The organism is Halorhabdus utahensis DSM 12940 (assembly GCF_000023945.1).
Lineage (GTDB): Archaea > Halobacteriota > Halobacteria > Halobacteriales > Haloarculaceae > Halorhabdus > Halorhabdus utahensis.
Window position 1 is genome coordinate 1,159,743 of record NC_013158.1, and the last position, 23,275, is coordinate 1,183,017.

The 23,275-nt window shown below is 65.0% G+C and carries 23 protein-coding genes; 6 read left to right on the forward strand and 17 right to left on the reverse strand.

What is annotated here, in order from left to right:
- Positions 1 to 45: 45 nt before the first annotated feature.
- The 3 genes from HUTA_RS05790 to HUTA_RS05800 all read right to left on the reverse strand — a co-directional run bounded on the left by HUTA_RS05790 (position 46) and on the right by HUTA_RS05800 (position 4,141).
- Entirely contained in the window at positions 46 to 942 is an 897-nt protein-coding gene (locus HUTA_RS05790; protein ID WP_015788937.1) for a methyl-accepting chemotaxis protein, read from the reverse strand.
- Between the two features lie 109 nt (positions 943 to 1,051).
- On the reverse strand, positions 1,052 to 2,023 hold the full coding sequence (locus HUTA_RS05795) for a transcription initiation factor IIB (protein ID WP_015788938.1): 972 nt from the start codon (positions 2,021 to 2,023) through the stop codon (positions 1,052 to 1,054).
- A gap of 297 nt (positions 2,024 to 2,320) precedes the next feature.
- Positions 2,321 to 4,141 (reverse strand): flippase-like domain-containing protein, encoded by a 1,821-nt coding sequence (locus HUTA_RS05800; RefSeq protein WP_015788939.1) that lies wholly within the window; start codon positions 4,139 to 4,141, stop codon positions 2,321 to 2,323.
- A gap of 195 nt (positions 4,142 to 4,336) precedes the next feature.
- Here HUTA_RS05800 and HUTA_RS05805 point away from each other — a divergent pair, with 195 nt between their 5' ends.
- Positions 4,337 to 5,539, forward strand: a complete 1,203-nt coding sequence (locus HUTA_RS05805; protein WP_015788940.1) for an MFS transporter — start codon at positions 4,337 to 4,339, stop codon at positions 5,537 to 5,539.
- Between the two features lie 34 nt (positions 5,540 to 5,573).
- On the opposite strand, the gene HUTA_RS05810 is transcribed toward HUTA_RS05805, so the two are convergent.
- Entirely contained in the window at positions 5,574 to 7,346 is a 1,773-nt protein-coding gene (locus HUTA_RS05810; protein ID WP_015788941.1) for a radical SAM protein, read from the reverse strand.
- A 185-nt stretch (positions 7,347 to 7,531) separates the two neighbouring features.
- Between HUTA_RS05810 and HUTA_RS05815 the strand changes: the two genes are divergently transcribed.
- Together HUTA_RS05815 and HUTA_RS05820 are read left to right on the forward strand one after the other, a co-directional pair.
- Positions 7,532 to 7,981 carry a hypothetical protein gene (locus HUTA_RS05815; protein WP_015788942.1) on the forward strand — a complete coding sequence of 150 codons (450 nt, stop codon included), beginning with the start codon at positions 7,532 to 7,534 and terminating at the stop codon, positions 7,979 to 7,981.
- A 178-nt stretch (positions 7,982 to 8,159) separates the two neighbouring features.
- Entirely contained in the window at positions 8,160 to 8,753 is a 594-nt protein-coding gene (locus HUTA_RS05820; RefSeq protein WP_015788943.1) for an Hsp20/alpha crystallin family protein, read from the forward strand.
- Positions 8,754 to 8,795: 42 nt separating this feature from the next.
- On the opposite strand, the gene HUTA_RS05825 is transcribed toward HUTA_RS05820, so the two are convergent.
- Genes HUTA_RS05825 through HUTA_RS05835 form a run of 3 tightly spaced genes read right to left on the reverse strand, consistent with a single transcriptional unit; the run spans position 8,796 to position 11,055 of the window.
- Positions 8,796 to 9,386, reverse strand: a complete 591-nt coding sequence (locus HUTA_RS05825; protein ID WP_015788944.1) for an NUDIX hydrolase — start codon at positions 9,384 to 9,386, stop codon at positions 8,796 to 8,798.
- A gap of 41 nt (positions 9,387 to 9,427) precedes the next feature.
- Positions 9,428 to 9,904, reverse strand: a complete 477-nt coding sequence (locus tag HUTA_RS05830; RefSeq protein WP_015788945.1) for a DUF7109 family protein — start codon at positions 9,902 to 9,904, stop codon at positions 9,428 to 9,430.
- A 53-nt stretch (positions 9,905 to 9,957) separates the two neighbouring features.
- Positions 9,958 to 11,055 (reverse strand): glycosyltransferase family protein, encoded by a 1,098-nt coding sequence (locus HUTA_RS05835; protein ID WP_015788946.1) that lies wholly within the window; start codon positions 11,053 to 11,055, stop codon positions 9,958 to 9,960.
- A 117-nt stretch (positions 11,056 to 11,172) separates the two neighbouring features.
- Between HUTA_RS05835 and HUTA_RS15545 the strand changes: the two genes are divergently transcribed.
- Positions 11,173 to 11,343, forward strand: coding sequence for an HVO_0758 family zinc finger protein (locus HUTA_RS15545; protein ID WP_015788947.1), 171 nt, complete (start codon positions 11,173 to 11,175; stop codon positions 11,341 to 11,343).
- 69 nt (positions 11,344 to 11,412) lie between these two features.
- Here HUTA_RS15545 and HUTA_RS05840 read toward each other — a convergent pair whose 3' ends face one another.
- The 3 genes from HUTA_RS05840 to HUTA_RS05850 all read right to left on the reverse strand — a co-directional run bounded on the left by HUTA_RS05840 (position 11,413) and on the right by HUTA_RS05850 (position 14,113).
- Positions 11,413 to 12,603 (reverse strand): DHH family phosphoesterase, encoded by a 1,191-nt coding sequence (locus HUTA_RS05840; RefSeq protein WP_015788948.1) that lies wholly within the window; start codon positions 12,601 to 12,603, stop codon positions 11,413 to 11,415.
- Positions 12,604 to 12,800: 197 nt separating this feature from the next.
- Positions 12,801 to 13,700, reverse strand: coding sequence for an SDR family oxidoreductase (locus HUTA_RS05845; protein WP_015788949.1), 900 nt, complete (start codon positions 13,698 to 13,700; stop codon positions 12,801 to 12,803).
- On the reverse strand, positions 13,697 to 14,113 hold the full coding sequence (locus tag HUTA_RS05850; protein WP_015788950.1) for a DUF5791 family protein: 417 nt from the start codon (positions 14,111 to 14,113) through the stop codon (positions 13,697 to 13,699). Before HUTA_RS05850 ends, HUTA_RS05845 begins: the two co-directional genes overlap by 4 nt.
- Positions 14,114 to 14,241: 128 nt before the next feature.
- Between HUTA_RS05850 and HUTA_RS05855 the strand changes: the two genes are divergently transcribed.
- Positions 14,242 to 15,321, forward strand: coding sequence for a tubulin/FtsZ family protein (locus HUTA_RS05855; protein ID WP_015788951.1), 1,080 nt, complete (start codon positions 14,242 to 14,244; stop codon positions 15,319 to 15,321).
- A 26-nt stretch (positions 15,322 to 15,347) separates the two neighbouring features.
- Here HUTA_RS05855 and HUTA_RS05860 read toward each other — a convergent pair whose 3' ends face one another.
- The 3 genes from HUTA_RS05860 to HUTA_RS05870 form a co-directional block, all read right to left on the reverse strand.
- Positions 15,348 to 16,013, reverse strand: coding sequence for a hypothetical protein (locus HUTA_RS05860; RefSeq protein WP_015788952.1), 666 nt, complete (start codon positions 16,011 to 16,013; stop codon positions 15,348 to 15,350).
- A gap of 48 nt (positions 16,014 to 16,061) precedes the next feature.
- The gene (locus tag HUTA_RS05865; protein ID WP_015788953.1) at positions 16,062 to 17,405 is read right to left on the reverse strand and encodes an alkaline phosphatase family protein; all 1,344 of its coding nucleotides are present in this window, start codon (positions 17,403 to 17,405) and stop codon (positions 16,062 to 16,064) included.
- A gap of 315 nt (positions 17,406 to 17,720) precedes the next feature.
- Positions 17,721 to 18,257, reverse strand: coding sequence for an inorganic diphosphatase (locus tag HUTA_RS05870; RefSeq protein ID WP_015788955.1), 537 nt, complete (start codon positions 18,255 to 18,257; stop codon positions 17,721 to 17,723).
- A gap of 283 nt (positions 18,258 to 18,540) precedes the next feature.
- Between HUTA_RS05870 and HUTA_RS05875 the strand changes: the two genes are divergently transcribed.
- Positions 18,541 to 18,900: a PadR family transcriptional regulator gene (locus HUTA_RS05875; RefSeq protein ID WP_015788956.1), complete on the forward strand. Its 360-nt coding sequence runs from the start codon at positions 18,541 to 18,543 to the stop codon at positions 18,898 to 18,900.
- Positions 18,901 to 18,963: 63 nt separating this feature from the next.
- Here the strand turns inward: HUTA_RS05875 and HUTA_RS05880 are convergent, their stop codons facing one another.
- The 4 genes from HUTA_RS05880 to trkA all read right to left on the reverse strand — a co-directional run bounded on the left by HUTA_RS05880 (position 18,964) and on the right by trkA (position 23,170).
- A complete protein-coding gene (locus HUTA_RS05880) occupies positions 18,964 to 19,575 on the reverse strand; it encodes a DUF7108 family protein (protein WP_015788957.1) in 612 nt (203 codons plus the stop codon).
- Positions 19,576 to 19,589: 14 nt separating this feature from the next.
- On the reverse strand, positions 19,590 to 20,186 hold the full coding sequence (rnhA, locus tag HUTA_RS05885) for a ribonuclease HI (protein WP_015788958.1): 597 nt from the start codon (positions 20,184 to 20,186) through the stop codon (positions 19,590 to 19,592).
- Between the two features lie 102 nt (positions 20,187 to 20,288).
- A complete protein-coding gene (locus HUTA_RS05890) occupies positions 20,289 to 21,827 on the reverse strand; it encodes a TrkH family potassium uptake protein (RefSeq protein ID WP_015788959.1) in 1,539 nt (512 codons plus the stop codon).
- Positions 21,824 to 23,170 (reverse strand): Trk system potassium transporter TrkA, encoded by a 1,347-nt coding sequence (gene trkA / locus HUTA_RS05895; RefSeq protein ID WP_015788960.1) that lies wholly within the window; start codon positions 23,168 to 23,170, stop codon positions 21,824 to 21,826. The genes HUTA_RS05890 and trkA overlap by 4 nt, the downstream gene beginning before the upstream one ends.
- Positions 23,171 to 23,275 lie beyond the last annotated feature (105 nt).

Sequence of the window (23,275 nt, forward strand, 5' to 3'; positions counted from 1 at the left end):
TCGAACGCGGACGTCACGAGCGTCGACGAAACGTGAGACGTGGCTTCAGTTGCGGTCCAGCAGCGACTCGAGTTCGTTGACCTTCGCCGCCTGCTGTTCGTTGGCGGCCGCGATATCCTCGATCTCGTCGGCGACTTCCTCGGCTGTCTCGGCGGTCCGATCGACCATCGAAGCGACCTCCTCGGTGCTGGCGGCCTGGTCGTCGGTCGCCTCGGCGACTTCCTGAGCCCCTTCGGCGGCCTCGGTGACGGCCTGATCGATCTTCTTGAGGATGTCGACTGTCTCGTCGACCTGTTCGATCCCGTCTTCGACCTGCTCGTTGGCATCGCCGATGCTGTCGACGGTCGACTCGGTCTCGGCCTTGATGTCGGCGACCATCTCCTCGATCTCGGTGGCGTTCTGCTGGGACTCCTCGGCTAAGCTCTTGACCTCGTCGGCGACCACCGCGAAGCCCTCGCCCGCCTCGCCCGCTCGAGCGGCCTCGATCGAGGCGTTCAGCGCCAGCATATTGGTCTGATCGGCGATGTCGTTGATGACCTCGACGATCTCGTCGATCTCGTCGATGCGATCGCGCAACTGCTGGACATCCTCCGAGACCTCCTCGTTGGCCTCGTCGACGCCCTCCATGGCGTCGATGGCGTCGTCGGCCACGTCTCGACCCTGATCGGCGAGCTGGCTCGCCTGCTGGCTGACGGCCTTGACCTCGTTGGCACTCGAAGCGACCTCCTCGACCGTCGCCGAGAGGTTCGACACCTCGCCCGCGACCTCCTGCATGTTCTCGGATTGTTCGTTCGCGAGTTCGCTGATCTGCTGGGAACTCCGCGAGACGTTCTCGGACGTCCGAAGCAGTTCGTCGATAGCGTTCCCGATCGCCGCCGTCGAGACCGACCCACCGCCATCCTCGACAGCCGTGTCCAGTTGACTGTCCGATTCTGAAGCCATATACCCTAATTCCGTGTGGCCGATGGATTAAACGTGACTGTTCGGTTATCAGGTCTGATAGCTCTCACGCCGGGAAAACGGACGACAGAAGACGGCGAGCGGCGGGAGATCAGGCGGTCGGGATCGACTGCTCGGCTTCCAGCAGTTCGTGGTAGCGGTTGCGGATCGTGACTTCGGAGATGTCCGCGACCTCGCTGACTGCAGCCTGGGTGGTCTTCTCGTTGGTCAACAGCGAGGCGGCGTAGATCGCGGCGGCCGCGAGCCCGACAGGGCTCTTTCCGGAGTGGACGCCCTCCTCTTTGGCGTTGGCGAGCAGTTCTCGCGCACGGCGCTCGGCCTCCTCGCTCAGCTCGAGATCCGAGGTGAACCGTGGGACGTAGCTCTCGGGATCGGCCGGGCGGACTTCGAGGCCGAGTTCACGGACGACGTAGCGATACGTGCGGGCGATCTCGTCTTTCTCGACCCGGGAGACGTCGGTGAGTTCGTCCAGGCTTCGCGGGACGCCAGCCTGACGGGCGGCAGCGTAGACGGATGCCGTCGAGACACCTTCGATGGATCGACCGGGGAGCAGATCCTCGTCGAGTGCCCGCCGATAGATGACCGACGCGGTCTCGCGAACGTTCTCCGGGAGTCCAAGCGCGCTTGCCATGCGGTCGATCTCGCCCAGCGCCTGCTTGAGGTTGCGCTCCTTGGAGTCACGCGTCCGGAAGCGCTCGTTCCACTTCCGGAGGCGCTGCATCTTTTCACGCTGGCGCGACCCCAGCGAGTTGCCGTAGGCGTCCTTGTCACGCCAGTCGATGTTGGTCGACAGCCCCTTGTCGTGCATCATGTTCGTCGTCGGGGCACCGACGCGGGACTTCTGGTCTTTCTCCTTGGCGTCGAACGCGCGCCACTCCGGACCGGGATCGATCTCGTCTTCCTCGACGACGAGTCCGCATCCCTGGCAGACGGTCTCGCCACGCTCGGTGTCCGAAATGAGTTTGCCGTCACACTCGGGACACTGGACGTCCGAGGTCTCTGCTTCGTCTTCTGTGACGTTCGTCGACTGATCGAGTCGGGTTCTGGTGTTGGTCTCGCTCATGGGTCTGAAGGCGGGAGCTATCCGGGCACGTCGTCGGAAAATCCCGGGTAGTCGTTCGGTGAACAGGGGTTAGTCCGAAACTTATTAAAGTGTTTCGGTGGTTGGCCGATTCCCGGCGCGCGAGCGGTCGAAGCCGGCATTTGGTGATCATTCACACGGCCATTAAAGTACATGATGGTCACGACTGGTGGAGTGCGACCACGGTCGACGGAAGAGTGGACCATCTCTCCCGGCGAGTGAGAGGGATCCGATCTGTCGTGCAACCCTGCCTTACTCATCCAGTGGCGCGCTACTCGTTCAATCCTGTGGGGCGACTGTCGATCTGTCCTGGGCGTCGGCACTCTCCTCGACGGCCGTCGTCAGCGAGACGTTCAGCCAGGCCATTGAGACAGATCCACCGGCAACCGTAACCATATTCTTGACGGCGTGATCCACGACTGCGACCGCGAGTGCGAGTTCCCAGGTGACTGTCGGGATAAAGGCGAGGACGAAGACCGAGAAAACACCCTCATAGAGCCCGATACCGCCGGGCGACAGCGGGAGAACCTTCGCAAGATTGCCGACACTGACTGCGAAGAAACTCACGACAACGAGCATCCCCAAAGAGGATGGGACGTCGAAGGCAGCGAAAACGACAATCGCGGTCACGACATCGATCGTCCAGATGAGGACACTTGAGGCGGCAACACGGCCGAACGCGGTCGGGTTCGCGGCGACAGTCTGGACGTCACCGGTAAAGTCCTCGATGACACCGGCGACGTACCCGGCGTAGGCGTCATCGCTGAGTCTATCGAGCGTCCCCCGAACGAGATTCCGATCCGAACGGGCCGTCAGGACGGTCAACGCAGTCACGCCGATCGCGAGAAGGCCAACAGCGGCCGCCACCACCACGCCCCGCCGTCCACTCTCGCGTCCGCTAGTCAGCGCCGCAATGAGATCCGCAAGTGCCGAGGGATCAAACGCTGCAAATCCGACGAGCACGACGCCGGCAAGGGCCGCAATCGTCAGAAGATCAAAGACACGCTCGACGGCGAGGGAGGCAAACCCCGATGAATAGGGGACCGACCGGCGGGCCTTCATGACGTACGCCCGGACGCCGTCACCGAGTCGCGCCGGAAACACGAGGTTGCCGGTCTGGCTGATGAAGACCGCACCCGTCAGAAACCCGACATCGGAATCATAGCCCAACTCGGCAAGAATGTCCCGATACCGATAGCCCCGAAGCGGCCAGGAACTGAGATACACGAACGCGGCGGTCCCGATCAACATGGGGTCACCACGTTGCATCTCTTCGAGAACATCGGCGGAGGGATCGAGATACACCGTCATAAGCGCGAGCGCGAGCATGATCAGGCCGCTCGCGGCGATCATACTCCGAGTGCGGGTGATCCGCGGACTCACGGAAAGCTGCCAGAACGTCCGGAGGATCTGGCTGCCCATTCCCAGGACGTCCCGGACGAGATCGACCTTCGAGTCGCCTTTCGGCGTCCAGGCGACGGGAAACTCATGCACGCCGAGGCCGCGGCGCTGGGCGCGGACGAGCATCTCCGTGTCCCAGAACCAGTGGTCGTCCTCGACTGCGTTGGCCAGTTCCTCGAACGCCTCCCGACTGAAGGCTTTGAAGCCACACTGGTGATCAGCCAGGTCCGATCGGAGGACCAACCGGACGAGGGCGTTGTATCCTCGGCTCGGGACGCCGCGTTTCGCCGGCCGGTCGGCGTCGCTGTCCGGGAGCATCCGCGAGCCCGTCGCCACGTCGTAACCTCCCGTCCGGACGCTCTCGACGAGTTCTTCGAGGTGGGCCATGTCCGTCGCCAGATCGGTATCGAAGTAGACGAGCGTGTCACCTGCAGCCTGGCGGAAGGCGTACTCCAATGCGGCGCCGCGGCCGAGGCGCTCGTCGCTGTGGACGTGCCGAACACGGTCGTCTTCACTCGCCAGCCGCGCAGCGATCTCCGGTGTCCGATCGGCACAACCGTCCTCGGCCACGATCACCTCGAAGGAACCTGCGGGGAGAAACGCGGCCAGTCGGTCGAGCGTCGCGCTGACGGTCTCCTCGATGGACGCGGCCTCGTTGTAGGCCGGGAGCACGACACTGACCTCGACTGCCCGATTCATTGATACATACACGGTCGCGGTTCACCAAGAACCTTCTGTTGCCTCCTTGGGCCCACGCCAGGACGAACGTGGCGACGTCCGCCGAATCGCGTGTGAGTTTGTGACAGACAAACGCGCTGGATGGGAAACAGAACACACAGGTGGGACAGCCCCAGACGGGCAAGCAGTGTACGAGCGACAGGTGATGGCGTCTCGATGAATCCGCTCGCGTCGATCGGCCGGGAGGCAAAGGCACTCTGGAGTGAGGGGAGAGGCCCCTCGCTCGGAGCCATCGCAGGCACGTGGGGGTTGTTGCTGGGGACGCGGATGATCTATCCCGTCCTCCTGCCGGCCCTCCGGGACGACTTCGGCCTCTCGCTTTCGGTCGCCGGGTTGCTGGTGACGATCCTCTGGCTGGGCTCCGCACTCGGGCAACTCCCCAGTGGAATACTCGCTGACCGGTTCAGCGAGCGAAGCGTAATGGCGACCGGAACGCTGGTGGCCGCGCTGGGCGTCACGTTGGTCGTGGCCGCCCCGACGGCCGCTGTCCTGTTCGCCGCCACGGCGCTCGTCGGCGTCGGGCAGTCGCTGTACCCGATCGCGCGGATCACGATCCTCACCGACATGTACCCAGATCGGATCGGCAGCGCCCTCGGCGTGACGATGGCGACGGGCGACCTCGGGCAGACAATCGTGCCCCCGATCGCCGGCACGCTGGCCGCCGCGATCGCCTGGCAGGCCGGCTTCGGCATGATGGTTCCCGGGCTCCTCGTCGGATCGCTCGCACTGATGTTGGTCCTCCCCAGCCAGACTGGCTCGACGGACACCGGCGGGACATCCGACGACAACAGGCTGGGGGAACTGATCAGCGATCTGCGGGAGGGAGATGTCCTCTTTCTGGCGTTTATCCTGTTTCTGTACGTCCTCGTCTGGCAATCGTTCACGGGGTTCTATCCGACGTACCTCACCGAGGAAAAGCCCGTCTCCAAGCCGACTGCCAGCCTGCTGTTCAGCCTGTTTTTTGCCTTCGGCGTCGTGATCAAGCCGGCCGCGGGTGCCGCCTACGACCGGATCGGGCCCCGACGCTCGCTGGTCGCAGTGCTGTCCGGTCCAGTGGTCGGACTCGGCCTGCTCCCGTTCGTCGACAGTCTCCCGGCACTCGTCGTGATCACGGCCCTCGTGAGCACGATGCTCGGGTCGGGTGCCATCACGCAGTCGTTCCTCTCGGAAGCATTTTCTGACGAAGCCCGTGGCACCGGGCTGGGCATCGTTCGGACCTCAGCGGCGACGCTCGGTGCCGCGGGGCCCGTCCTGTTCGGCGTGATCGCCGAACGGGGCTACTTCGACGAGGGCTACTTCCTGCTTGCCGGGCTGATGGCGGTCATCGTGGTGCTCACGCTCGTGTTCTTCGAGGAGTGATAGCGCTGCCGAAGACGCCTAACCCGGCGCGTCGTCAACTCGGCGACTCACGTCCGATCGTGGTGAACGCCTCGAAGTCGACCCCCTCGATATCCGGCGTCGAGTCGTAGGGCCGCCCGACGATGATGTTCCCCGCAGTCTGTGAGCCGATTCCCGGTAGCGCCTGGAGTTCGTCCATCGACGCCGCGTTGAGATCGAGTGGGTGGGGCACCCCCGTGACGGATCGATACCCGTGGTCGGTGATCGCCACGTCGATCGTCTTCCCGAGCGGGCGTTCGCCCGGAATGCCAACGAGCAGGGGGTACGTCCCCAGCTGTCGGCCGAAGGTCTTGCCGTCCTGGTGGTATTCGAGATGCACGTCTTCGAGGATCGTTCCCGGCGGGGCGACGCGCTGGAGCATCGGGTTGTCGATCGTCTCGCGGACCTCACGCTTGTACGCCTGGAACTGGCGCTTGTGATCCTGGGCGATCTCGGCACCCGTCTCGTCCATCTCCGTGCCGGGGAAGGCCATGACCTGGCGAATGTTCACCCGCCGGATCATGAGTCCCTCGTCGAGAATTCGCTGGAGGAACCGCTTGTTGTGTTCGAACGTCTCGGCCGTCTCGCCTTTCAACCCGTGAACGAAGTTGATCCCGGGGAGGAGCTTCGGCAAGCCGCGGGCGGCGTCGTCGCCGAAGGTTGGGGCGTTGTCCCTGTCTCCGCCGGGCTCGCGGCTATCGCCGCTCGCTCGTCCGGAGCCCGTCGCTTCACTTCGGGCTCCCGGGCGGAACCCCCCTTCCTCGTTGACGATCCGGACCGCTTCCAGCGCCTCGTCGGCGGTGACGTTGAGATTGTTGTCGCTCTGAACCGCGGGGTCGGCCGATTCCACTCCGAAGGCCGCGGTGTCGCCCGGTGTGTTGTGCTCGGCGATGATCCGGATGCCCTCGCGAGCCTTCTCGGGCCACTTCACGACCGTGATCGGGTTCATGTTGTCAAGGTGGAGCGTCTCCAGACCAGGCGCGACTTTCCGGATGCCACGATAGAGTTCTCGGAGCGCGTCGGGGTTCGGGGCCTCGCCGTCGCCGCCGTAGGCGAGAATGTCGGCCTGTCGACCCAGCCGGAAGTTGGTGACGCCATGGTCGGACAGTGCGTCGACCTCACTCACGACGGCGTCGGGTTCCCGGAAGGAAGCGTCGCCGTACAGCGGCTCCGTGCAGAACGAACACCGGTAGGCACACCCCCGCCCGGTCTCGATCTCGCAGATGAGATAGTCGGGATGGTTGGGGTGCTGTTCGACGATGAACGCCCCCTCCCGCGCCCAGCGCGACGACTCGTCCATCGTCCGGTAACGGGGGTCGAACCCCTCCAGGCCGTTTTCGACGAGGTCGAAGACGGCGGCCTCGATATCCGCACCGGCCAGAAAGTCAAAGTCCAGATCGTCGCGTTCGGGTTCGCTCGCCCCCTCGTTTTCGTCGCCGACGCCGAACCGGACCGGCCCACCCATGAGGCTCGTCCCGTCGGCCGTCCAGGCGATCCGCCGAACTTCGTCGGGTTCGGCCGGCGTCCCGCCGACGTAGTTGCCGGGGACGGTCATCCCGCCGACGTAGACCGTCAGATCGGCTTCCTCGACTGCCTGCCAACGGCGGTTCTCCTCCCGGAGCCCGTCGATGGTGTGATAGGTGATCGATTCGTGGGGAACGCCCGCATCGACCAGCGCGCCGGCGACGTATCGGGGATAGGTGGAGATGTACGGCGGCACGCCGAAGTGTGCCGGTTCGTCGACGTAGCCGTCGACGATCGTGACGGTGAGATCCGCTGGGTCGGTCATCGCTTTCAGGTAACCGCCCGAGGCGTAAAACCGTGTCTTCACGAGGCGTGTGGGCCAGCAGCGTCAAGCCAGGGTGAGAGACAAGCCCCGGGGCCGCACAGGTCTGTGGCAGGGCGACGCACTCTTCGAGCACGACCGAAATTATTTTATAAACGCTTTTCGTGGGTCGGCAGAACCATTCACACATGAGTGACGAACGGCGACAGCGGGAGCCAATACTGGCGCTGGTCGGGTACTGGCTGATACCCACTGTGCTGCTGGGCGTCGGTCTCTGGGGTGGCGGGATCAGACCGGCCATCCTCGACCTGTCGGGGTTGTCGATCGGTCCGGCGGCGAGCATCGGGATACTCGGAATCATGGCAGGCGGGGTGTTTTCGTTGGTCCCGTCGCCTGAACCCGCGTCCGAAGGCCGGACACCTATCGAAGACGAAGAAGCGACACCCGAAGAGATGGACGGAGCGACCGGTTCACGCTGGTTGGCGATGGGGATGATCGTCGTGACCGTCATCGCGTTGCTCGCTGGCGCGATCGCTTCGGCCACTGGTGCGTTCAACACCTACGCGGTACTATTCTGGATCTGTGTTCCGTACGGGGTCGGTATCGTATCGTTGTACGAGCACTTGTGGGCCCGGTGATCAAGGGGCGATCGGAGCCCGCAGTGATGTCGCGTCCCCGGCGGATTGTGACGGCGCGAATACGCCTTTCGATGAGGCGAGTGGTATCGGCCAGGGCGGTCTCTCTGACCGCCGGTGTTTTCTGTCGGCTCACCGCGGGCACAACGGCTAAGGAGACGCCGGCCTAACGGGGGCATACATGAACCAACTCCGCGAGTTCACCGAAGAGATCGGTGAGACCGTCATCGAAAGCGTGGGCCGGGCCGTCAGCAAAGCCCAGGAACGGACGCCGCTTCTGGTCGACCTGCTGGAAAGCGACGACGCCTATCTCGCGGTCTTCGACGCCCCGGACGCGACAACCAGCGACGTCCAGGTGCAGTTGTCGGGCCGGACGGTCGAAGTCAGACTCGACCGATTCCGCGAGCCACGGGAGGGCTTCGAGATGCGGTTCCCCGGCCGGGGATTGACGCTCGACGGCCACGTGACGCTGCCGCCCGACGCGGCGATCGACGGCGAGGGTGCGACGGCGACACTACAGGAGAACGGCACACTCCAGGTCCGGATCCCGAAACGCGACGGCGGGACGACCGTTGCGGTCACCGACGAAAACGAGCACGACGAGCCCGAAGCGCCAACCAGCGAAATCGAAACCGATTCCGAAAACGGTGGCGACAGTGAGAGCGAAGGCGATGGTGACGGCGAAGGCGATGGTGACAGCGAAGGCGATAGTGGCAGTGAGAGCGAAGACGGTGGCGACAGTGACGGAGATGGTGACGCCGAAACCGAAGCGTAGTGAGCACGCCTCGACACAGCGGCCGATAACCGTCACCCAGAATCACGCCGGCGGGTTTGTCTCGGGCTGACAATCGAGCGTCCGTGGGACACGCCACTCGGTCGAGAGTTCGAGGAGTTGGGTCAGAATCCGTGCTGTCGCTCCCCAGACTGTGTAGTCCCCGACGTGGAAGTAATGGAGCTGGACGGAGCCGTGGTCCGGATGGTCGCGACACTCCGTCTCGTAGTTCGCTGGATCGGTCAAGGCATCGACCGATAGAACGGCAATCTCCGCGACTTCGCCGTCGTTCGGTTCATACGACCGATCGGGAACGTGCCCCACGAACGGCCGGATCGAATACTCGCTGACAGTCCTGATGTCGTCGAGTCGGCCGACGATCGTCGCCTCCGACGGCTCGAGGCCGACCTCCTCGCGGGCCTCCCGCAACGCCGTCTCCGAGAGGTCGGCGTCGACCGGCTCGGAGCCCCCACCCGGAAAGCTCATCTGTCCGGGATGGTCCTCCAGATGATCGGCCCGCCGGGTGAACAACAGGTGCGTCCCGGCGGGCCTCTCGACGATCCCGACGAGCACCGCGGCTTCACGCGGAGCCGTCACGCTCGCGGGGTCGTGGGCGGCGACGGGACCGAGATCCATACTGAAACGAACGACGCCCTGACTCTTAATTCGATCGACGGTCAATCATGGTTGTTTCCTTCGAGGGCATCATCGAGTCGATCGCGGGTCTCGGCGAGGTCGACAGGTGCCCAGGCTTCGAGTTCGTAACTCACGTCCAGCAGGGTTTCGATGCGGTCGTGATCGTTCGATGCGACGGCCTGGCTGGCGTCACTTCTGAACCGCTTTTCCGCAGCCGTGCCACGCCGTTCGGGATCGATCGATCGCTCGGGCACGTCCAGAATGTGCGGGAGGTCGCGAGCCCCCTCCGGCAGCGTGGGAAACGCGACGGGGCCGGCCACGAGCAGCGGCGGGTCGCCGGGGAGTCTAAGTAGGTGATACGACTCGATGGCGGACTCGACGGCAGGTTCGAACTCGGCGGGGGGCCGATCCGCACCGCGCTTGAACGCGAGTTCCGCGAGGGCCGCTCGAAGCGTCGCCGGGGGCAGTGCCCCGAAGAGGTCGACGACGCCGGCCAGGTCGTCCGCGGACAGATCCATATCGGAGGATGTGGTCCCCACCACTTAGCTCGACGGGTGAGCCAGGAGCCGGATCACGTTCGGTGTTCCGCAAGTGATTCAGTGGCGAGCGTCGCGATCTGTGCTGGATCGAGACTCGTCCGGGCCCAGGCCGGCAGCCGGTCGTCCTCGCCCGGCGGCTCGATCGACCTCGCATATTCGTCGACCTGTGTCCGCTCGTTCGCCCGATCGTAGGTGAGACCGTTGAACGCGGCGTCGGTGGCGTACTGCTCGACGGCCGTCTGGGCCGCCGTCCGGTATCGGTCCGGCAGGGACGCGTAGTCGGGAGTGACGCCGTTTGCTTCCAGCGCGCGAAAGAGCGCCGCGGCGACCTCCCGGGCCATGTTGCCGAGCCCCTCCGGACCGCCGACGGCGCGGTGATCGTGTTCGTGCACGCCGAGATCGACCTGCGCCGAGTTGTCGAACCCGGCCGACTGGAAGGCGTCTCCGAGTGTGCCGACTTCGAGACCCCATCCGCGCGGCGGTCGCAGCTCCCGGACGAGCTCGCTCGTTGCGGCGAACTCCCCTGCGAGGGCATACCGGAACGCCCCGAAATACTCGAGGATAGACGCGTCGTGGGATTCAGCGAGCGCTCGAACCAGTGGCACGTAAAAGAGCCGGAAGAGCCGACCGTACAGCCGGTCGTTCTCGACGCGGGCGTAGTACGCCTTGGTGAAGTCATAGCCCTGTGCGAGCGGGAAGAGCAGGCGGGGGACGTGCGTGGGTGCGTAGTTCTCCGCGTCGGCGTCGTGGACGACGACGTACTCGGCGCGCTCGGCAGCGACCCCCAGCGCGAGCCAGACGTCCCGGCCCTTCCCGTCAGATCCGTCCAGGCCGGCTTCCGTCAGGGCAGAGGCGACAGCAGGCGCACTACACCAGAGGGTTTCCAGCGGGAGATCGAACGAGGACAGCCACTGCGCGACCGCAGCAACCCGGTCGGGGTCGGCACGGAGCGCAACGATCACCCGCTTGGGGTCGACAGCTTCCAGCGTCGAGAAGACACGTTCGGCGGCCAGGCTGGCGCGATCGCGAGCCATCATCGGGACGACGACCGCGGAGCGATCAGCCGGGGCCGAAGGTGTGGCACCATCGAAGTCGTGGAGGGTGGCGATCCGTTCCTGGACGTACTCCATTCATGACCCATGGGGGCGGGAGATCAAAAAAGGGACCGACAGCCGCCGGTTTCGCCGGGTCACCCGCCACCGGGCGCGAGCGCGGGCTTTTTGTCACATGGTCGCATACGACTTCGTATGGAATCTGTCAGGAAGGGGCTGCGATCCGGGGATCTGGAGAAGGACACCTACGAGCGGTTACAGTGTGTCGAATGTGAGGAGGAGTTGACGACGGAAAACGACCCGGAGGAAGTCGGGTCGGTCCGGGTCTGTCCGGGGTGTGGTCGCGAGTGGAAACAAGTGGGCTGAGCCGGCCACCACCCGTTCGAAGAGTGAGCCGCGGCCGCTGAGACGGCTGTTCATTGACGGACGATCGTATCACTGCCGATCACCGGTCATCGCCTCGAACAGCCGTTCGTGGAGGTCCGCGCGCGTCACGCCCTCGCCCGGCCCGAGGCCGTTCATGTGTTCGACGCTAACCTGGCCCCCGCCCATGCGGGCGTGTCCACCGGCCTCGGCCATCGGGATGTCCTCGACGGCGGCCTGGAGGGCTTTGCCCATATGAACACGGTCGTCCCGGGACCGCCCGGAGAGATGGAGTGTGTCCTCGACGTCCCCCAGGACGACGATGGCCGTCACGCCTTCGAGTCGGAGGAGTTCGTCGGCCGCCTGTGGGATGGCATCGACGTTCGAGAGCGTCCCGACGTCGCTGCAGGCGAAGGCACCCCGGACATCCCGTTCGGTGATCGCCCGCGCTTTCACGTCGAGAACTTCGGTATCGACCTCCGGGTTGGCGATGCGATCGAGCAACTCCTCGTCGATCCCCGGATAGAGATACGATGCAGCGACGAACTCGGCCGGAGAACACCCTGTCGTGAGGTGATTGGTGTCAGCTTGAATGCCGTAGAGCAACCCCGTCGCGACGGGCGGCGAGAGCGTGCATGCACCCTCGGTCCCGTCGGAATCGGTGGATCCCGGCTCGATCCCCTGCTCTTCGAAGTACTCGGCGACGATCGTCGCGCACGCGCCGTACTCGGTTCGGACGTCAGTGAGCGCCGTTCCGTTTCCGTCACCGGGATGATGGTCGATAACGGCGACGGGTGAGATCCCGTCTGCGCCGGGGAATCCGCGCGCTTCGTTGTGGTCGACGAGGACGACCGCGTCGGCGTCGATGTCCCCCGCCGTCTCGATCTGTTCGAGATCGAGATCGAGGACCGTTTCGAACGCACGGTTCTCCTGATGGCGGATCTGGCCGGCGTGCTGGAGAGCCGGTTCGGTATCGACGGCCGCCGCGAGTTCGGCGACGCCCTGGGCGGCCGCCATCGCGTCCGGATCGGGGTTCGGATGCATCAGGACGCTCACCCGATCGTGGTCCGCCAGGATCCGGCGGAGGCGTTGGCCAGGCGTTCGCCGCTGTCGACGGACGAAGAAGGCAAGACCGATGAGCACGACAAGGACGACCACGACCGCGGCGACGGCGAGCAACGGCTCCGCGGTGACGCGATCGAGTGCGTCTCTCAAACCCGCCTGTGCGACAGTACCGCCGACAGCGGGGCCCGGGACCGACATAGAGATGATTGTCTCGCCGATCTGTTAAGAAGGTTCGGCAACCACACCCACCAATATTTTGATTCGAGTTAAAACAAATGCACCCACGCGATCGTGCCAGAGAAAGCGAATACACCCACGCGATCATCCCAAACGTGGGGCCGAGCAGCGGAGGGGCCTCGTTGCAGTCCGAGAGAACCCCTCTCAGGGAGACAGCGTCACGGGTCCGTCTCGTCCGTCCGAAAGCGATCGATCGCAGCTCGATATCCCGCACGATAGGTCGGGAACGCGAACTCATAGCCGTACTCGCGAAGGCGCTCGTTGCTGACGCGCTTGGTCGCCCGGATCCGCCGACGGGTGGACGTACTGTCGACGTCGGCGAGTCGCTGCTCGACCGTCTGTTTCGGCGGAAATTCGACGCCAGCCTGCTCGGCCAGCCAGTCGGCGAAGCCCCACTTCTCGACCGGTTCGTCGTCGACGAGGTTGACGATCGCGCCGCGGCCGCGATCACGTTCGAGCAGGAACCGGACCGCACCGGCGGCATCGTCACGATGAACCATGTTGAGCACGCCGGCCGTGACGGGACCGTCGAGATAGCGTTGCAGGCGGTAGCGATCGGGGCCGTACAAGCCGGCGAACCGGGCGACCGTCCCGTCGACGCCGGCCGGCGGGCGGTCACGGGCGAGTCGTTCGGCCTCGGCCAAGATCTCGGTCCGCTCGTCGCCGGGGTCGATGGCGGTCTCCTCGTCGACCCACTCCCCATCGTGGTCGCCGTAGACGCCCGTACTCGACGTGTAGACGAACCGATCGGGAGGGCTATCGCGGTCGGCGAAGTGATCGATCGCCGTCCGGAGCCCTTCGACGTAGGTCTCCCGAGCAGCGTCGGCGTCCCGCCCGCCGGCACTCGCGGCGAAGACGATCCACTCGACGTCCGGGACAGATGCCAGGGAGTCACCGTCCGTCACGTCGGCGCGGACGGGGTCGGCCCCCGCTGCTTCGACCGCCGCCAGCCCCGACTTGGAACGACGAACCCCGACGACGTGATGGCCGGCGTCGCCGAGTTGGCGGGCGAGTTCACACCCGACGTAGCCACACCCCAGAACGGCGACGCGAGTCACAGCTTCCCCGCGACGAACGCACGGATCTCGGCGTATTCGGCGAGCGTCATCGGGTGTCGCCCCTCCATCTTTGCCTGGAGTTCCTTCGGCGTCGCGTCGCTATCGAGCCCCTGGGCGAGCGCATCGACGTCCAGCACTGCACTCGACAGTTCGAGCAACAGCCGATCGCGCGCCTCGGCGGCGATGGCGTCGGCGTCACGATCGGCCGAGAGGGCGAACACGTCCGCCGCCTCCGTGAGTGTGAGTGCTGGCGATTCCGCGTCGGCGAGTCCACGGACCGTCTCAGCGTCGAGTGACGTGCCCTCGACGACGGCGTCTTCACTCACCGTTTCGACGACGTCGGCAAGCTCGTCCTCGTAGACACGACGGAGCGTCGTGGCGTCGTGATCCTCAGCGTCCACAGCTGCAAGCATACCCCTCCTATGTCCGGGCCCTACAAGGGGGCGTCGCCACCGGCGATCCTGTTGCCGGACGATGACCGGGGCAGAACCACCGCCGAACTGTCACAAGGTTTGAATAGGCAGTACGCTAACCCCTGGGTATGAAGGTCGTCCTGATTGGTCTCGGCCAAGCCGGGGGAAAACTCACCCAGGCACTGGCTTCGTACGATTACGAGATGGGATTCGACGCGATCCGGGACGCACTCGCGGTCAACACCGCCGAGGCGGACCTCCAGCCGCTCGATATCGACACGATGTTGATCGGCCAGGATCGGGTCAAGGGCCACGGGGTCGGCGGCGACAACGAACTCGGCGCGGAGATCATGCAGAGTGCAGCCACCGAGGTACTCGACGGGCTCGACGGCCGGATCACCTCCCAGGCCGAGGGTATCTTCGTCGTCGCCGGACTGGGCGGCGGGACCGGCAGCGGCGGCGCGCCCGTCCTGGCGAAGGAACTCAAGCGGATCTACGACGTCCCGGTGTACGTCCTCGGCATCCTCCCCGGTCGCAGCGAGGGGTCGATCTATCAGGCCAACGCCGGCCGATCGCTCAAGACGGTCGCCCGCGAGGCCGACGCGACGCTGCTGATCGACAACGACGCCTGGCAGAGCGCCGACGAAAGCGTCGAGGAGGGCTTCGAGACGATCAACCAGCAGATCGCCCAGCGGGTCGGGCTGTTGCTGGCGTCCGGGGAAGTGATCGACGGGGTTGGCGAGAGCGTCGTCGACTCCAGCGAAGTCATCAACACGCTCCGCCCGGGCGGGATTGCCGCCCTCGGCTACGCCAGCGCCAAAGCCAGCGAGGACAGCGCCGAGAATATCAATACGATCACGAGTCTGGCCCGCAACGCCCTCCTGACCGGGACCAGCCTCCCCAACGCCGTCAAAGCCGAAACGGCGCTGCTCGTTATTGCGGGCCAGCCGGAACGCATCTCCCGGAAGGGCGTCGAACGCGCCCGGAGCTGGCTCGAAGACGAGACCGGCAGCCTCGAAGTCCGTGGCGGTGACTTCCCGCTCGAGAGCGATCGACTCGCCGCGCTGGTGTTGCTCGGCGGCGTCGAGCGTTCGAACCGACTCCAGGCGTTTCTCGACCGGGCCGCCGAAGCCTACGAGCAAGCCACCGAACAGCAGGCCGAGCCGGCGGCGACGTTCCAGAACGACGAACTCGAAGACCTCTTCTGAAACAGGGGGCGCGTCGCTCTGACTTACTACGACTCCTCGGTGGGTTCAGGGTCGTCAGTGTCGTCACTCTCGGCGTCCGTCTCACTCTCGTCGATGTCGATGTCCGCGATGGCATCGGCGATCTCGTCGTCGTCGGCTCCGTCCTCGGGTTCGCTGGCCGGCGCGTCGGTCGCCTCGTCTCCCCCATCGGGCGGTTCGAGGTCGTCCGAATAGGCGAACTCCGAGACGGAATCATCGGTCGTTGCCTCGTCGTCCGCTTGGTCACCGAACGCGAATCCACCCTCGTCCCCAGCGGCATCCTCGGGGACGTCGGCATCGGCGTTGGCGTCTGGTTCCCGGGCCGTCGGCGCAGTCCCGGTCGCGTCCGTCTCCCGCTCGGTGCCCGCCACATCAGTCCCGGTGTCGTCCCACGTGTCAGCCTCCCGAGATGCGTCGATCCAGTCCGAGGGCTCGGAACTCGGCGTCGACGGCGGTGATTGTTCGAGATTCCCCTCCTGTAGCGCCAGGGTGAGTGACTCGATGCGACCCTCCAGCTGTTCGAGACGCGCCTCGATACGCTCGCCGGGCGGCTGCAGGACTGACTGGCGGTGTTCGAGCAGCCAGCGGACGTACGCCTCGGTCGTCTCGAACCCGCGCCGCTCGGCCTCGGCCGACAGCGACTCGGCCACCGTCGGATCCAGATCCAGGTCCATCCAGCCGTGCGTACGCGGTGTCGGCGCAAAAAGGTGCGGGGCGACCGCCTAGACCAGACTCGACCCGTCGAATTCGGTCCGGTCGTAGTCGACGTCCATCAGCGAGAGGATCGTCGGCGCGATATCGTACAGGTCCGCGCCGGAGATCCTGGCGTCGTCGTCCTCGACGAACAGACAGGCGTTGTCGAAACTGTGCATGCCGTTTCGCGGCCCGGTCCCGAAGACCGCCTCGCTCCCCTTGAATCCGGCCTTCAGATCGAAGCCGTGGTTCGGGATCACGACCAGGTCGGGCGCGATGTCGTCGTGGTCGCCGCGAAAGGCGTCCTCCTTGGTGACGACGCGGTCGGCCACCGGCCGGCCATCGGGGCCTTCGAGGCCCTCTAGCTTCTCCCTGAGGTCGGCCCGAACCGCCTCGTAATCGTCCTCGGGGACCCCACCGTTGGCTTCCCGTTCCTCCAGGTTGATGTAGAACCGACCGGGGATCAGTGAGTAGGCTTTCGTCGACGCATCGAGGTCGCCGAGTTCCTCGGGGTCGTCCGTATCGAAGGCGAGCCAGCCTTCCTCCTGGAGCCACTCGTTCAGATGGACCTCATAATCGAGGCTGGTAAAGCCGTGATCGCTGGCAACCATCATCGTCACGTCGTCATCCAGCAGCGCCCCAAGTTCACCCAGATACTCGTCGACCGTGCGGTAGAACTCGATGAATTCCTCCTTGTACTCGCCGTCTTCCTCGTAGTGTTTGAACAGGAAGTGATTGACCCGATCGGTCGTCATGAAGACGCCGAAAAACAGATCCCAGTCGTCTTGCGTGATGTAGTGTTTGAACGCCTCGAAGCGTTTTTCGAGGGTTTCGTATGCATCGTCGAGGAAGTCAGTCTTGTCCTCGTCGTGCCCGAGTTTGGCATTGACGTCTATGCGGTACTCCAGTCCCTCCAACGTCTCCCGAAGTTCGTCCGGGTAGGCGGCCTCCTCGACGCCAGGTGAGAGAAAACCCGAGACCATCCGCTGGACGTCACGCTGTGGTGGGAACGTGACAGGGACGTTCATCACGGTGGCGTCCCGGCCGGCCGACTGGACGCGGTCCCACAGCCGCGTGGCCTGGACGTCACGCCCCATCGGGACGTACGTCTCCGCGGAGCCGATCTCCCGATCCTGGAAGCCGTAGACGCCGGTCTCGCCGGGATTGACGCCGGTCGTCAGCGACGGCCAGCAGGCACTCGACTCCGGCGGGACGATGCTGTCGATGGCTCCACCCGCGCCCTCGGCAGCCAGGGCGTTCAGGTGTTCGAACTCCTCGTCGTGTTCGGCGATCAGGCTGTACGGGACGCCGTCGATACCGAAGAAGGCGACGCGGGGATCGTCGTCGCCGCGTATCCGATCGAATAGACCCATATATCGCGATACTGTGGACTGACACAAGAAGGTTCTTCTCGCGGCCGAGGCCGACGGGTAACCGCGACACCGGCAACGTTTGCGATCTCAGCCGTCCCGGTCAGCGGAGTTTTCCACTGACTCAGGTGCTGGATCGGCCGGTTTGAAGTTCTCGGGGACGACCGTGTAGTGGGCGATCCCGATCGCCGGGCGTTCGGTAGCCATCACAGTCAAATCAAGGGTCGGCGCACCCAAATAATTACCCATAATTATACCGCATGGCCACAGCGGCGGGGTATAACCCGCAGGAATCGGGCGGGCCGTCCGAGCGGGGCGTTACTCGGCGATCTTCTCCTCGTAGAGCTCGCGGGAGTGCTCGATGGCGTCCCGGGCGGCGGCCGCGTCCTCCCAGCCCAGCGTCTCGACTTCCTTGCCCTCCTCGAGGTTCTTGTAGGTCTCGAAGAACTCGTCGATCTCGTCCAGTTGCTGGGAGGGGATGTCCTCGAGGTCCTCGATGTGGTCGTAGCGGGGGTCCTCGGTCGGGACGGCGATGACCTTGTCGTCCTGTTCGCCGTCGTCGTCCATCTTCATGAGCGCGACCGGCCGCGCCTCGATGACACAGCCCGGGAACGTCTGGTCCTCGACGAGTACGAGGACGTCCAGGGGATCGTCGTCGTCGTAATGAGACTGCGGGATGAACCCGTAGTCACTGGGATAGTGGACGTTGCTGTGCAGGACGCGATCGAGGACGACACCGGGCAAGTCCTTGTCGTACTCGTACTTGTTACGCTCGCCTTTCAGGCACTCTACGACCGCGTAGATCTCCTCGGGCGGGTTCGGGCCCGCTTCGAGGGCTTCGAAGAGGTTTACCATCACCTGAACTCTGGCGGGGGCCACCAAAAAGACCTTTCGAGTCGGGAGTGAAACCTCGAAGTTACCCCAGATATCAATTATGATAACTTGAGGGGTGTGCCGGGCGTCCGTCGGTACCGTCTGACACTGCTCGAAACAGTATTTTCAGGTGACCGGATACAGAAAGCAGGTCGGAAAGCGACGGTAAGGGCAGCAGCGCCGATATTAGAAGATGACGAAATATTTCGTGAGTCTCCGACCACAGGTAACAAAGGTTAAATGTCCGGATGACATTCCTTTAGGTATGTCAGAGGCACAAACCGAAGTAGTGACTCCAAGCATCGCGCGAGAACTCAGTGCGTTCCAGCAGAATATCCTCGTTATTCTGGCTGAGGAAGCGCGATACGGACTCGCCGTCAAGCGCGAACTCGAGACGTACTACGACTCCGACGTCAACCACGGTCGACTGTACCCCAACCTCGACGACCTCGTCGAGATGGAACTCGTCGAGAAGAGCGAACTCGACAAGCGGACCAACGAGTACAGCCTCACCGAGAACGGCTACGACGTCCTCCTCGAACAGCTGGCCTGGGAGTTCGGCAAGATCACGACCGAGGAAGGTCGCGTCGACGACATCCGCGAGCTGCTCGAAGACGCAGCCTGAGACAGTCCCGGACGACGCAGACGTATCCCAGTTCGTCGGCGCACTTCGCGTCGGCGTTTTTTATCACACGTCCGAGCCGTCGGCTTCGCGTTCGATCGGCGGGCCCTCGCCGTCGACCACTTCGAAAACGTGTTCGAGTGACTCCGAGAGGACGGCTCGCTGCTCGTCGTCGGGGAAGGCGTTGCGCGGGAAGTATTCCGCGCGAAACTCGGCGACGTGATCGGCGGTCGCGTCGGCGATCCGCAATGCGTGATGGTTGCTCATGAAATCGGCGAACGCCGCCGCGTTCGCGGCGTGTACCGGGCCGTAGCGTTCCTCGACCATGTCGACGATCCGGCGGTTGTCGGCGTCAATCGTCTCCCAGTCCGCGTCAGTCTCGGGGTCGAGCGGGCGTTCAACCGCGCGCGAACGGTCGTCGATCCGGTCGAAGACGACCTCGCCGTCGTCGAGCCATCCCGTCGGATAACACACCAGCACGTCGCCGTCGCGTTCCGAGCGGATGCGCGCCTCGAAGCCGTGCTCGGCAAGTAGTTCGTCACGGCGGTCCCGAAGCCCCGCGGTGCGTTCCTCGTCGGCGCGACGCGCGTGGCGGGTGAGTCGCTCGACTGTCTCGATCACGTCGGTCGGGAGCCCGTCAGCCGTCGTACCGCTGCCCGTCGAATCCTTCTCAGCCATTCCCGAACGCCTCCTTACCCATCCTCGAACGCCTCGTTGGCGAGAGCATCGGCGCGCTCGTTGATCTCCCGGGGGACGTGTTCGATCGACCAGTCGTCGAATTCGCGAAACAGCTCCCGCACCCGGACGCGGCGCTCGCGGAGGTCGGGATCGTTCGTGTCCCACTCACCGCGAACCTGGCGGACGGCCAGTTCGGAGTCGCTGCGGACTTCGACGGAATCGAAGCCGTAGTCGGCGGCGATCTCAAGGGCGTGGATCAGCGCCTCGTACTCCGCGCGGTTGTTGGTCGTCGAGCCGATGCGTTTGCCCCCCTCGGTGACGATGCCGCCGTCGCCGGTGAGGATCACCCAGCCGATGGCCGCCGGGCCGGGGTTGCCACGCGAGGCCCCGTCGACGTAGACGTGCGCGCGACCACCCTCGTCGGTCAGGACCCCGGTCAGTTTGCCCGGATCGCTGCCCTGCACGACGACTTTTCCCTCGTAGGCGACGGCCGTCGCTCCGCCCGATTCGGCCCGCCAGCGCTCGTGATCGGTGTTGCCCGACTCGACGGTGATGCCCGCGGCTTCCAGCCGTTCGCGGGCGGCCGCCGGGTCGCACTCGATAACCGGCATTGGCAGGGGCTATCCGGGGGAGGGGTTAGGGCTTTCCGGTCGGTGACAGTCGGTCGACCGGGTCGCGACGGAGTGCGATCCCAAAAACAGACGAGGCCGGCGTTAGGACCGCCAGTAGGCCCGCGTCAGCAGCACGAGCACGGGGAAGATCTCCAGTCGGCCGATCCACATCAGAAAGACCATCAGGAATTTCGAGGTCCAGGGGAACGAGAGGTAGTTCTCCATCGGCCCGACAGCGCCGAATCCCGGCCCGACGTTGCCGATGGTCGCCGCGATCGCGCTCATGCCGTCGAGCACTTGCAGTTCCATGCCGATCCGCCCGGCGTCGAGCATCAGGACGACGACGCTGAGGAAGAACAGCGCAATGTACAGCAGCGTGAAGGCGTGGATCCCCCGGATCGCCGACTCGTCGAGCGCCCGGCCACCGAGTCGGACGGGCTTGACGGCCTCGGGATGGACCGTCGTGAACAGTTCCCGCTTGATCGACTTGGCGATCACCAGCCACCGGACCATCTTGATCGCGCCGCCGGTCGATCCTGCCGAGCCGCCGAGGAACATCCCAAAGAGCAGCAGGTACTGGGCGGTCGTCGTCCAGCCGTTGAAGTCGAAACTCGCGTACCCCGTGGTGGTGACGATCGAGACCACCTGGAAGAGGCCGTGCCGGAGTGACTGCTCGACGCCCGCAAGACCGACAGTACCGGGGAGGCTCGATCCCACGAAGAGCACCACCGTGACGACGGCGGTCAGAGACGCCATCACGCCGGTGTAAAATCGGAACTCCTCGTCCGCCAGTAGCGAGCGGGGGTTCCCCTGGACCAGCCCCCAGAACAGCGCGAAGTTGGTGCCGGCGACGACCATGAACGGGATGATCGCCCATTGGACGGCCGCCGAGAACACCTCGATCGAGTAGGCCTCCGGCGAGAACCCGCCGGTCGGCAGCGTCGTCAGGCCATGCGAGATCGCGTTGAACAGCGTCATCTCCTTGGCGAAGCCGGCGAGATGGAGGCCGTACAAAAGCGCCATTTCGAGGACGGTAAAGGCGAAGTAGGCGATCCACAGCACCCGGGCCGTCTCGGCGATCCGCGGCGTGAGCTTCTCGATGCCGGGGCCGGGCGCTTCGGCGTCCATCAGCTGTGCCCCACCGACCGAGAGTTCGGGCAGGATCGCGACCGCGAGCACGACGATCCCCATCCCGCCGAGCCACTGCGTCAACTGTCGCCAGATCAGGAGCGCGTGGGAGTGGTGCTCGACGCCGATGTTCTTCATGACCGTCGCCCCGGTCGTCGTGAACCCACTCATCGACTCGAACAGCGCGTTCGGGACCTGGGGCCAGCTAAGCGTCGACGCCGTGCCGTGCTCCGCGAGCAGATACGGGAGCGTCCCGACGAGTGCGACCGCGAGCCACGTCGTCGCGACCATCAAAAAGCCCTCGCGTGCACCGATGTCCCGGTCGTCGTCGAGTTGGGAGAGTCCGTATCCGAGCAGCGTCGTCACGACGATGGTGACGAGGAAGGGGAGCCACCCCTCGCCGTAGATCAGCGCCGTGATGACGGGGATTGTCAGCGGCACCGCCAGATAGAGCAGCACGCGCCCAGTCAGCGAGAGACTGGCCCGCCAGTCGACCCGGAGATGCCCGTTCATATTTTTGCGAGCGTCTCGTCGAGTGCGGTCGTCTCGACGAAGAAGACGACGTGGTCGCCGGCGTGGACGACGGTGTCCCCACGGGGCCGGACGAACTCGCCATCGCGGACGATCGCGCCCACGACGACGCCGTCGGGCAGGTCCGCGGCGGCCGACTGGATGGTCCGGTCGTGAAAGACGCTCTCGTCGTCGATCTCCACCTCGATGACTTCCGCCCGGTCGCTCTCGATGATCGCCACGTTCTCGGCGTGTTCCTCGCGGGTGAACCGCGTGATCTCCTCGGCAGCCACCTCGCGGGGCTGGACGGCCACGTCGATGCCGACGGTCTCGAACAGGTCGACGTACGAGCCCTCCTCGACGACGGCGATCGCCCGATCGGCGCCCAGTCGCTTGGCGAACAGCCCCGCGAGCAGGTTCGCCTCGTCGGACTCCAGGGTCGTGACGACGACATCGACGGCGTCGATGTTCTCGCTTTCGAGGAAGTCCCGATCGGTAGCATCCGCTTGAAGGACCGTCGTCTTCGGGAGCGACTCGGCGAGAAACTGCGCGCGTTCGGGGTCGCGTTCGATCAGCTTCGGTCGGATCCCGCGACCCTCGAGGAGGCGTGCGGTCTGGTAACCCACTGAGCTCCCGCCGACGAGCAACACGTCGTGGTAGTCGTCGTCCGGCGCGACGGCGTGGCTGAACGCCGTCACCGCCTCGTCGGTCCCGATGACGATCACCTCGTCGCCGGCCGACAGCCGGGTATCCCCCCGCGGAACGACGATCTCATCGCAGGTGCCGTCGTCGTCAGGACACAGGATCGCTGCGAAGGTGAGATCGTCGAAGCGGTCGGCCTCGGCGACGGTCTGTCCGGCGACGGGACTCCCCGTGGCGAGTTCGAACTCGGCCATCTGGATCGTACCGTCGGCGAAGCTGTCGACGTCCCGGGCGGCCGGGAGGCCGATCATGCTGGCGATCTTCCGGGCGGTGAGCAGGTTCGTCCCGACCATGACGTCGACGCCGAGCGCCCCCTCGGCGTTCTCCCAGGTGTCTAAGTACTTGGTATTGCGAACGCGGGCGATGGTCGTGACGTCGTCGAGGGTCTTTGCGGTCCCACAGGAGACGATGTTGGTCTCGTCGTCGTCCGTGACGGCGATCAACAGCTCGGCCGCCGCGAGGCCGGCCTCCTCTAACGTCTCGATCGCTGCGCCGTCGCCCTCGATCGCCAGGACGTCCAGTTCGTAGGTCAGCGCCTCGACGCGATCACCGTCGACGTCGACCACGACGACTTCGTGTTCGTCGGCCAGGCTTTCGGCGATGCTCGACCCGACCTCGCCGGCACCGACAACGATCACGCGCATCCGGGCCCCTCCATCATTGTGCCGAACTACCCCCTCATCCGGGAAGTGTGTTTTCTTCCGGAACAGCCCGACCGTCGGAAACGATCGCCACTGGGTCGTGGCTGA

Coding starts and splice junctions, on each gene's coding strand:
- HUTA_RS05890 (WP_015788959.1), bottom strand. CDS start 21,827: ATGAACGGGCATCTCCGGGTCGACTGGCGGGCCAGTCTCTCGCTGACT.
- HUTA_RS05820 (WP_015788943.1), top strand. CDS start 8,160: ATGAACCAACTCCGCGAGTTCACCGAAGAGATCGGTGAGACCGTCATC.
- HUTA_RS05800 (WP_015788939.1), bottom strand. CDS start 4,141: ATGAATCGGGCAGTCGAGGTCAGTGTCGTGCTCCCGGCCTACAACGAG.
- HUTA_RS05840 (WP_015788948.1), bottom strand. CDS start 12,603: ATGTCGGTCCCGGGCCCCGCTGTCGGCGGTACTGTCGCACAGGCGGGT.
- HUTA_RS15545 (WP_015788947.1), top strand. CDS start 11,173: ATGGAATCTGTCAGGAAGGGGCTGCGATCCGGGGATCTGGAGAAGGAC.
- HUTA_RS05790 (WP_015788937.1), bottom strand. CDS start 942: ATGGCTTCAGAATCGGACAGTCAACTGGACACGGCTGTCGAGGATGGC.
- HUTA_RS05835 (WP_015788946.1), bottom strand. CDS start 11,055: ATGGAGTACGTCCAGGAACGGATCGCCACCCTCCACGACTTCGATGGT.
- HUTA_RS05795 (WP_015788938.1), bottom strand. CDS start 2,023: ATGAGCGAGACCAACACCAGAACCCGACTCGATCAGTCGACGAACGTC.
- HUTA_RS05825 (WP_015788944.1), bottom strand. CDS start 9,386: ATGGATCTCGGTCCCGTCGCCGCCCACGACCCCGCGAGCGTGACGGCT.
- HUTA_RS05850 (WP_015788950.1), bottom strand. CDS start 14,113: ATGCTTGCAGCTGTGGACGCTGAGGATCACGACGCCACGACGCTCCGT.
- HUTA_RS05810 (WP_015788941.1), bottom strand. CDS start 7,346: ATGACCGACCCAGCGGATCTCACCGTCACGATCGTCGACGGCTACGTC.
- trkA (WP_015788960.1), bottom strand. CDS start 23,170: ATGCGCGTGATCGTTGTCGGTGCCGGCGAGGTCGGGTCGAGCATCGCC.
- rnhA (WP_015788958.1), bottom strand. CDS start 20,186: ATGCCGGTTATCGAGTGCGACCCGGCGGCCGCCCGCGAACGGCTGGAA.
- HUTA_RS05855 (WP_015788951.1), top strand. CDS start 14,242: ATGAAGGTCGTCCTGATTGGTCTCGGCCAAGCCGGGGGAAAACTCACC.
- HUTA_RS05805 (WP_015788940.1), top strand. CDS start 4,337: ATGAATCCGCTCGCGTCGATCGGCCGGGAGGCAAAGGCACTCTGGAGT.
- HUTA_RS05880 (WP_015788957.1), bottom strand. CDS start 19,575: ATGGCTGAGAAGGATTCGACGGGCAGCGGTACGACGGCTGACGGGCTC.
- HUTA_RS05865 (WP_015788953.1), bottom strand. CDS start 17,405: ATGGGTCTATTCGATCGGATACGCGGCGACGACGATCCCCGCGTCGCC.
- HUTA_RS05860 (WP_015788952.1), bottom strand. CDS start 16,013: ATGGACCTGGATCTGGATCCGACGGTGGCCGAGTCGCTGTCGGCCGAG.
- HUTA_RS05815 (WP_015788942.1), top strand. CDS start 7,532: ATGAGTGACGAACGGCGACAGCGGGAGCCAATACTGGCGCTGGTCGGG.
- HUTA_RS05875 (WP_015788956.1), top strand. CDS start 18,541: ATGTCAGAGGCACAAACCGAAGTAGTGACTCCAAGCATCGCGCGAGAA.
- HUTA_RS05870 (WP_015788955.1), bottom strand. CDS start 18,257: ATGGTAAACCTCTTCGAAGCCCTCGAAGCGGGCCCGAACCCGCCCGAG.
- HUTA_RS05830 (WP_015788945.1), bottom strand. CDS start 9,904: ATGGATCTGTCCGCGGACGACCTGGCCGGCGTCGTCGACCTCTTCGGG.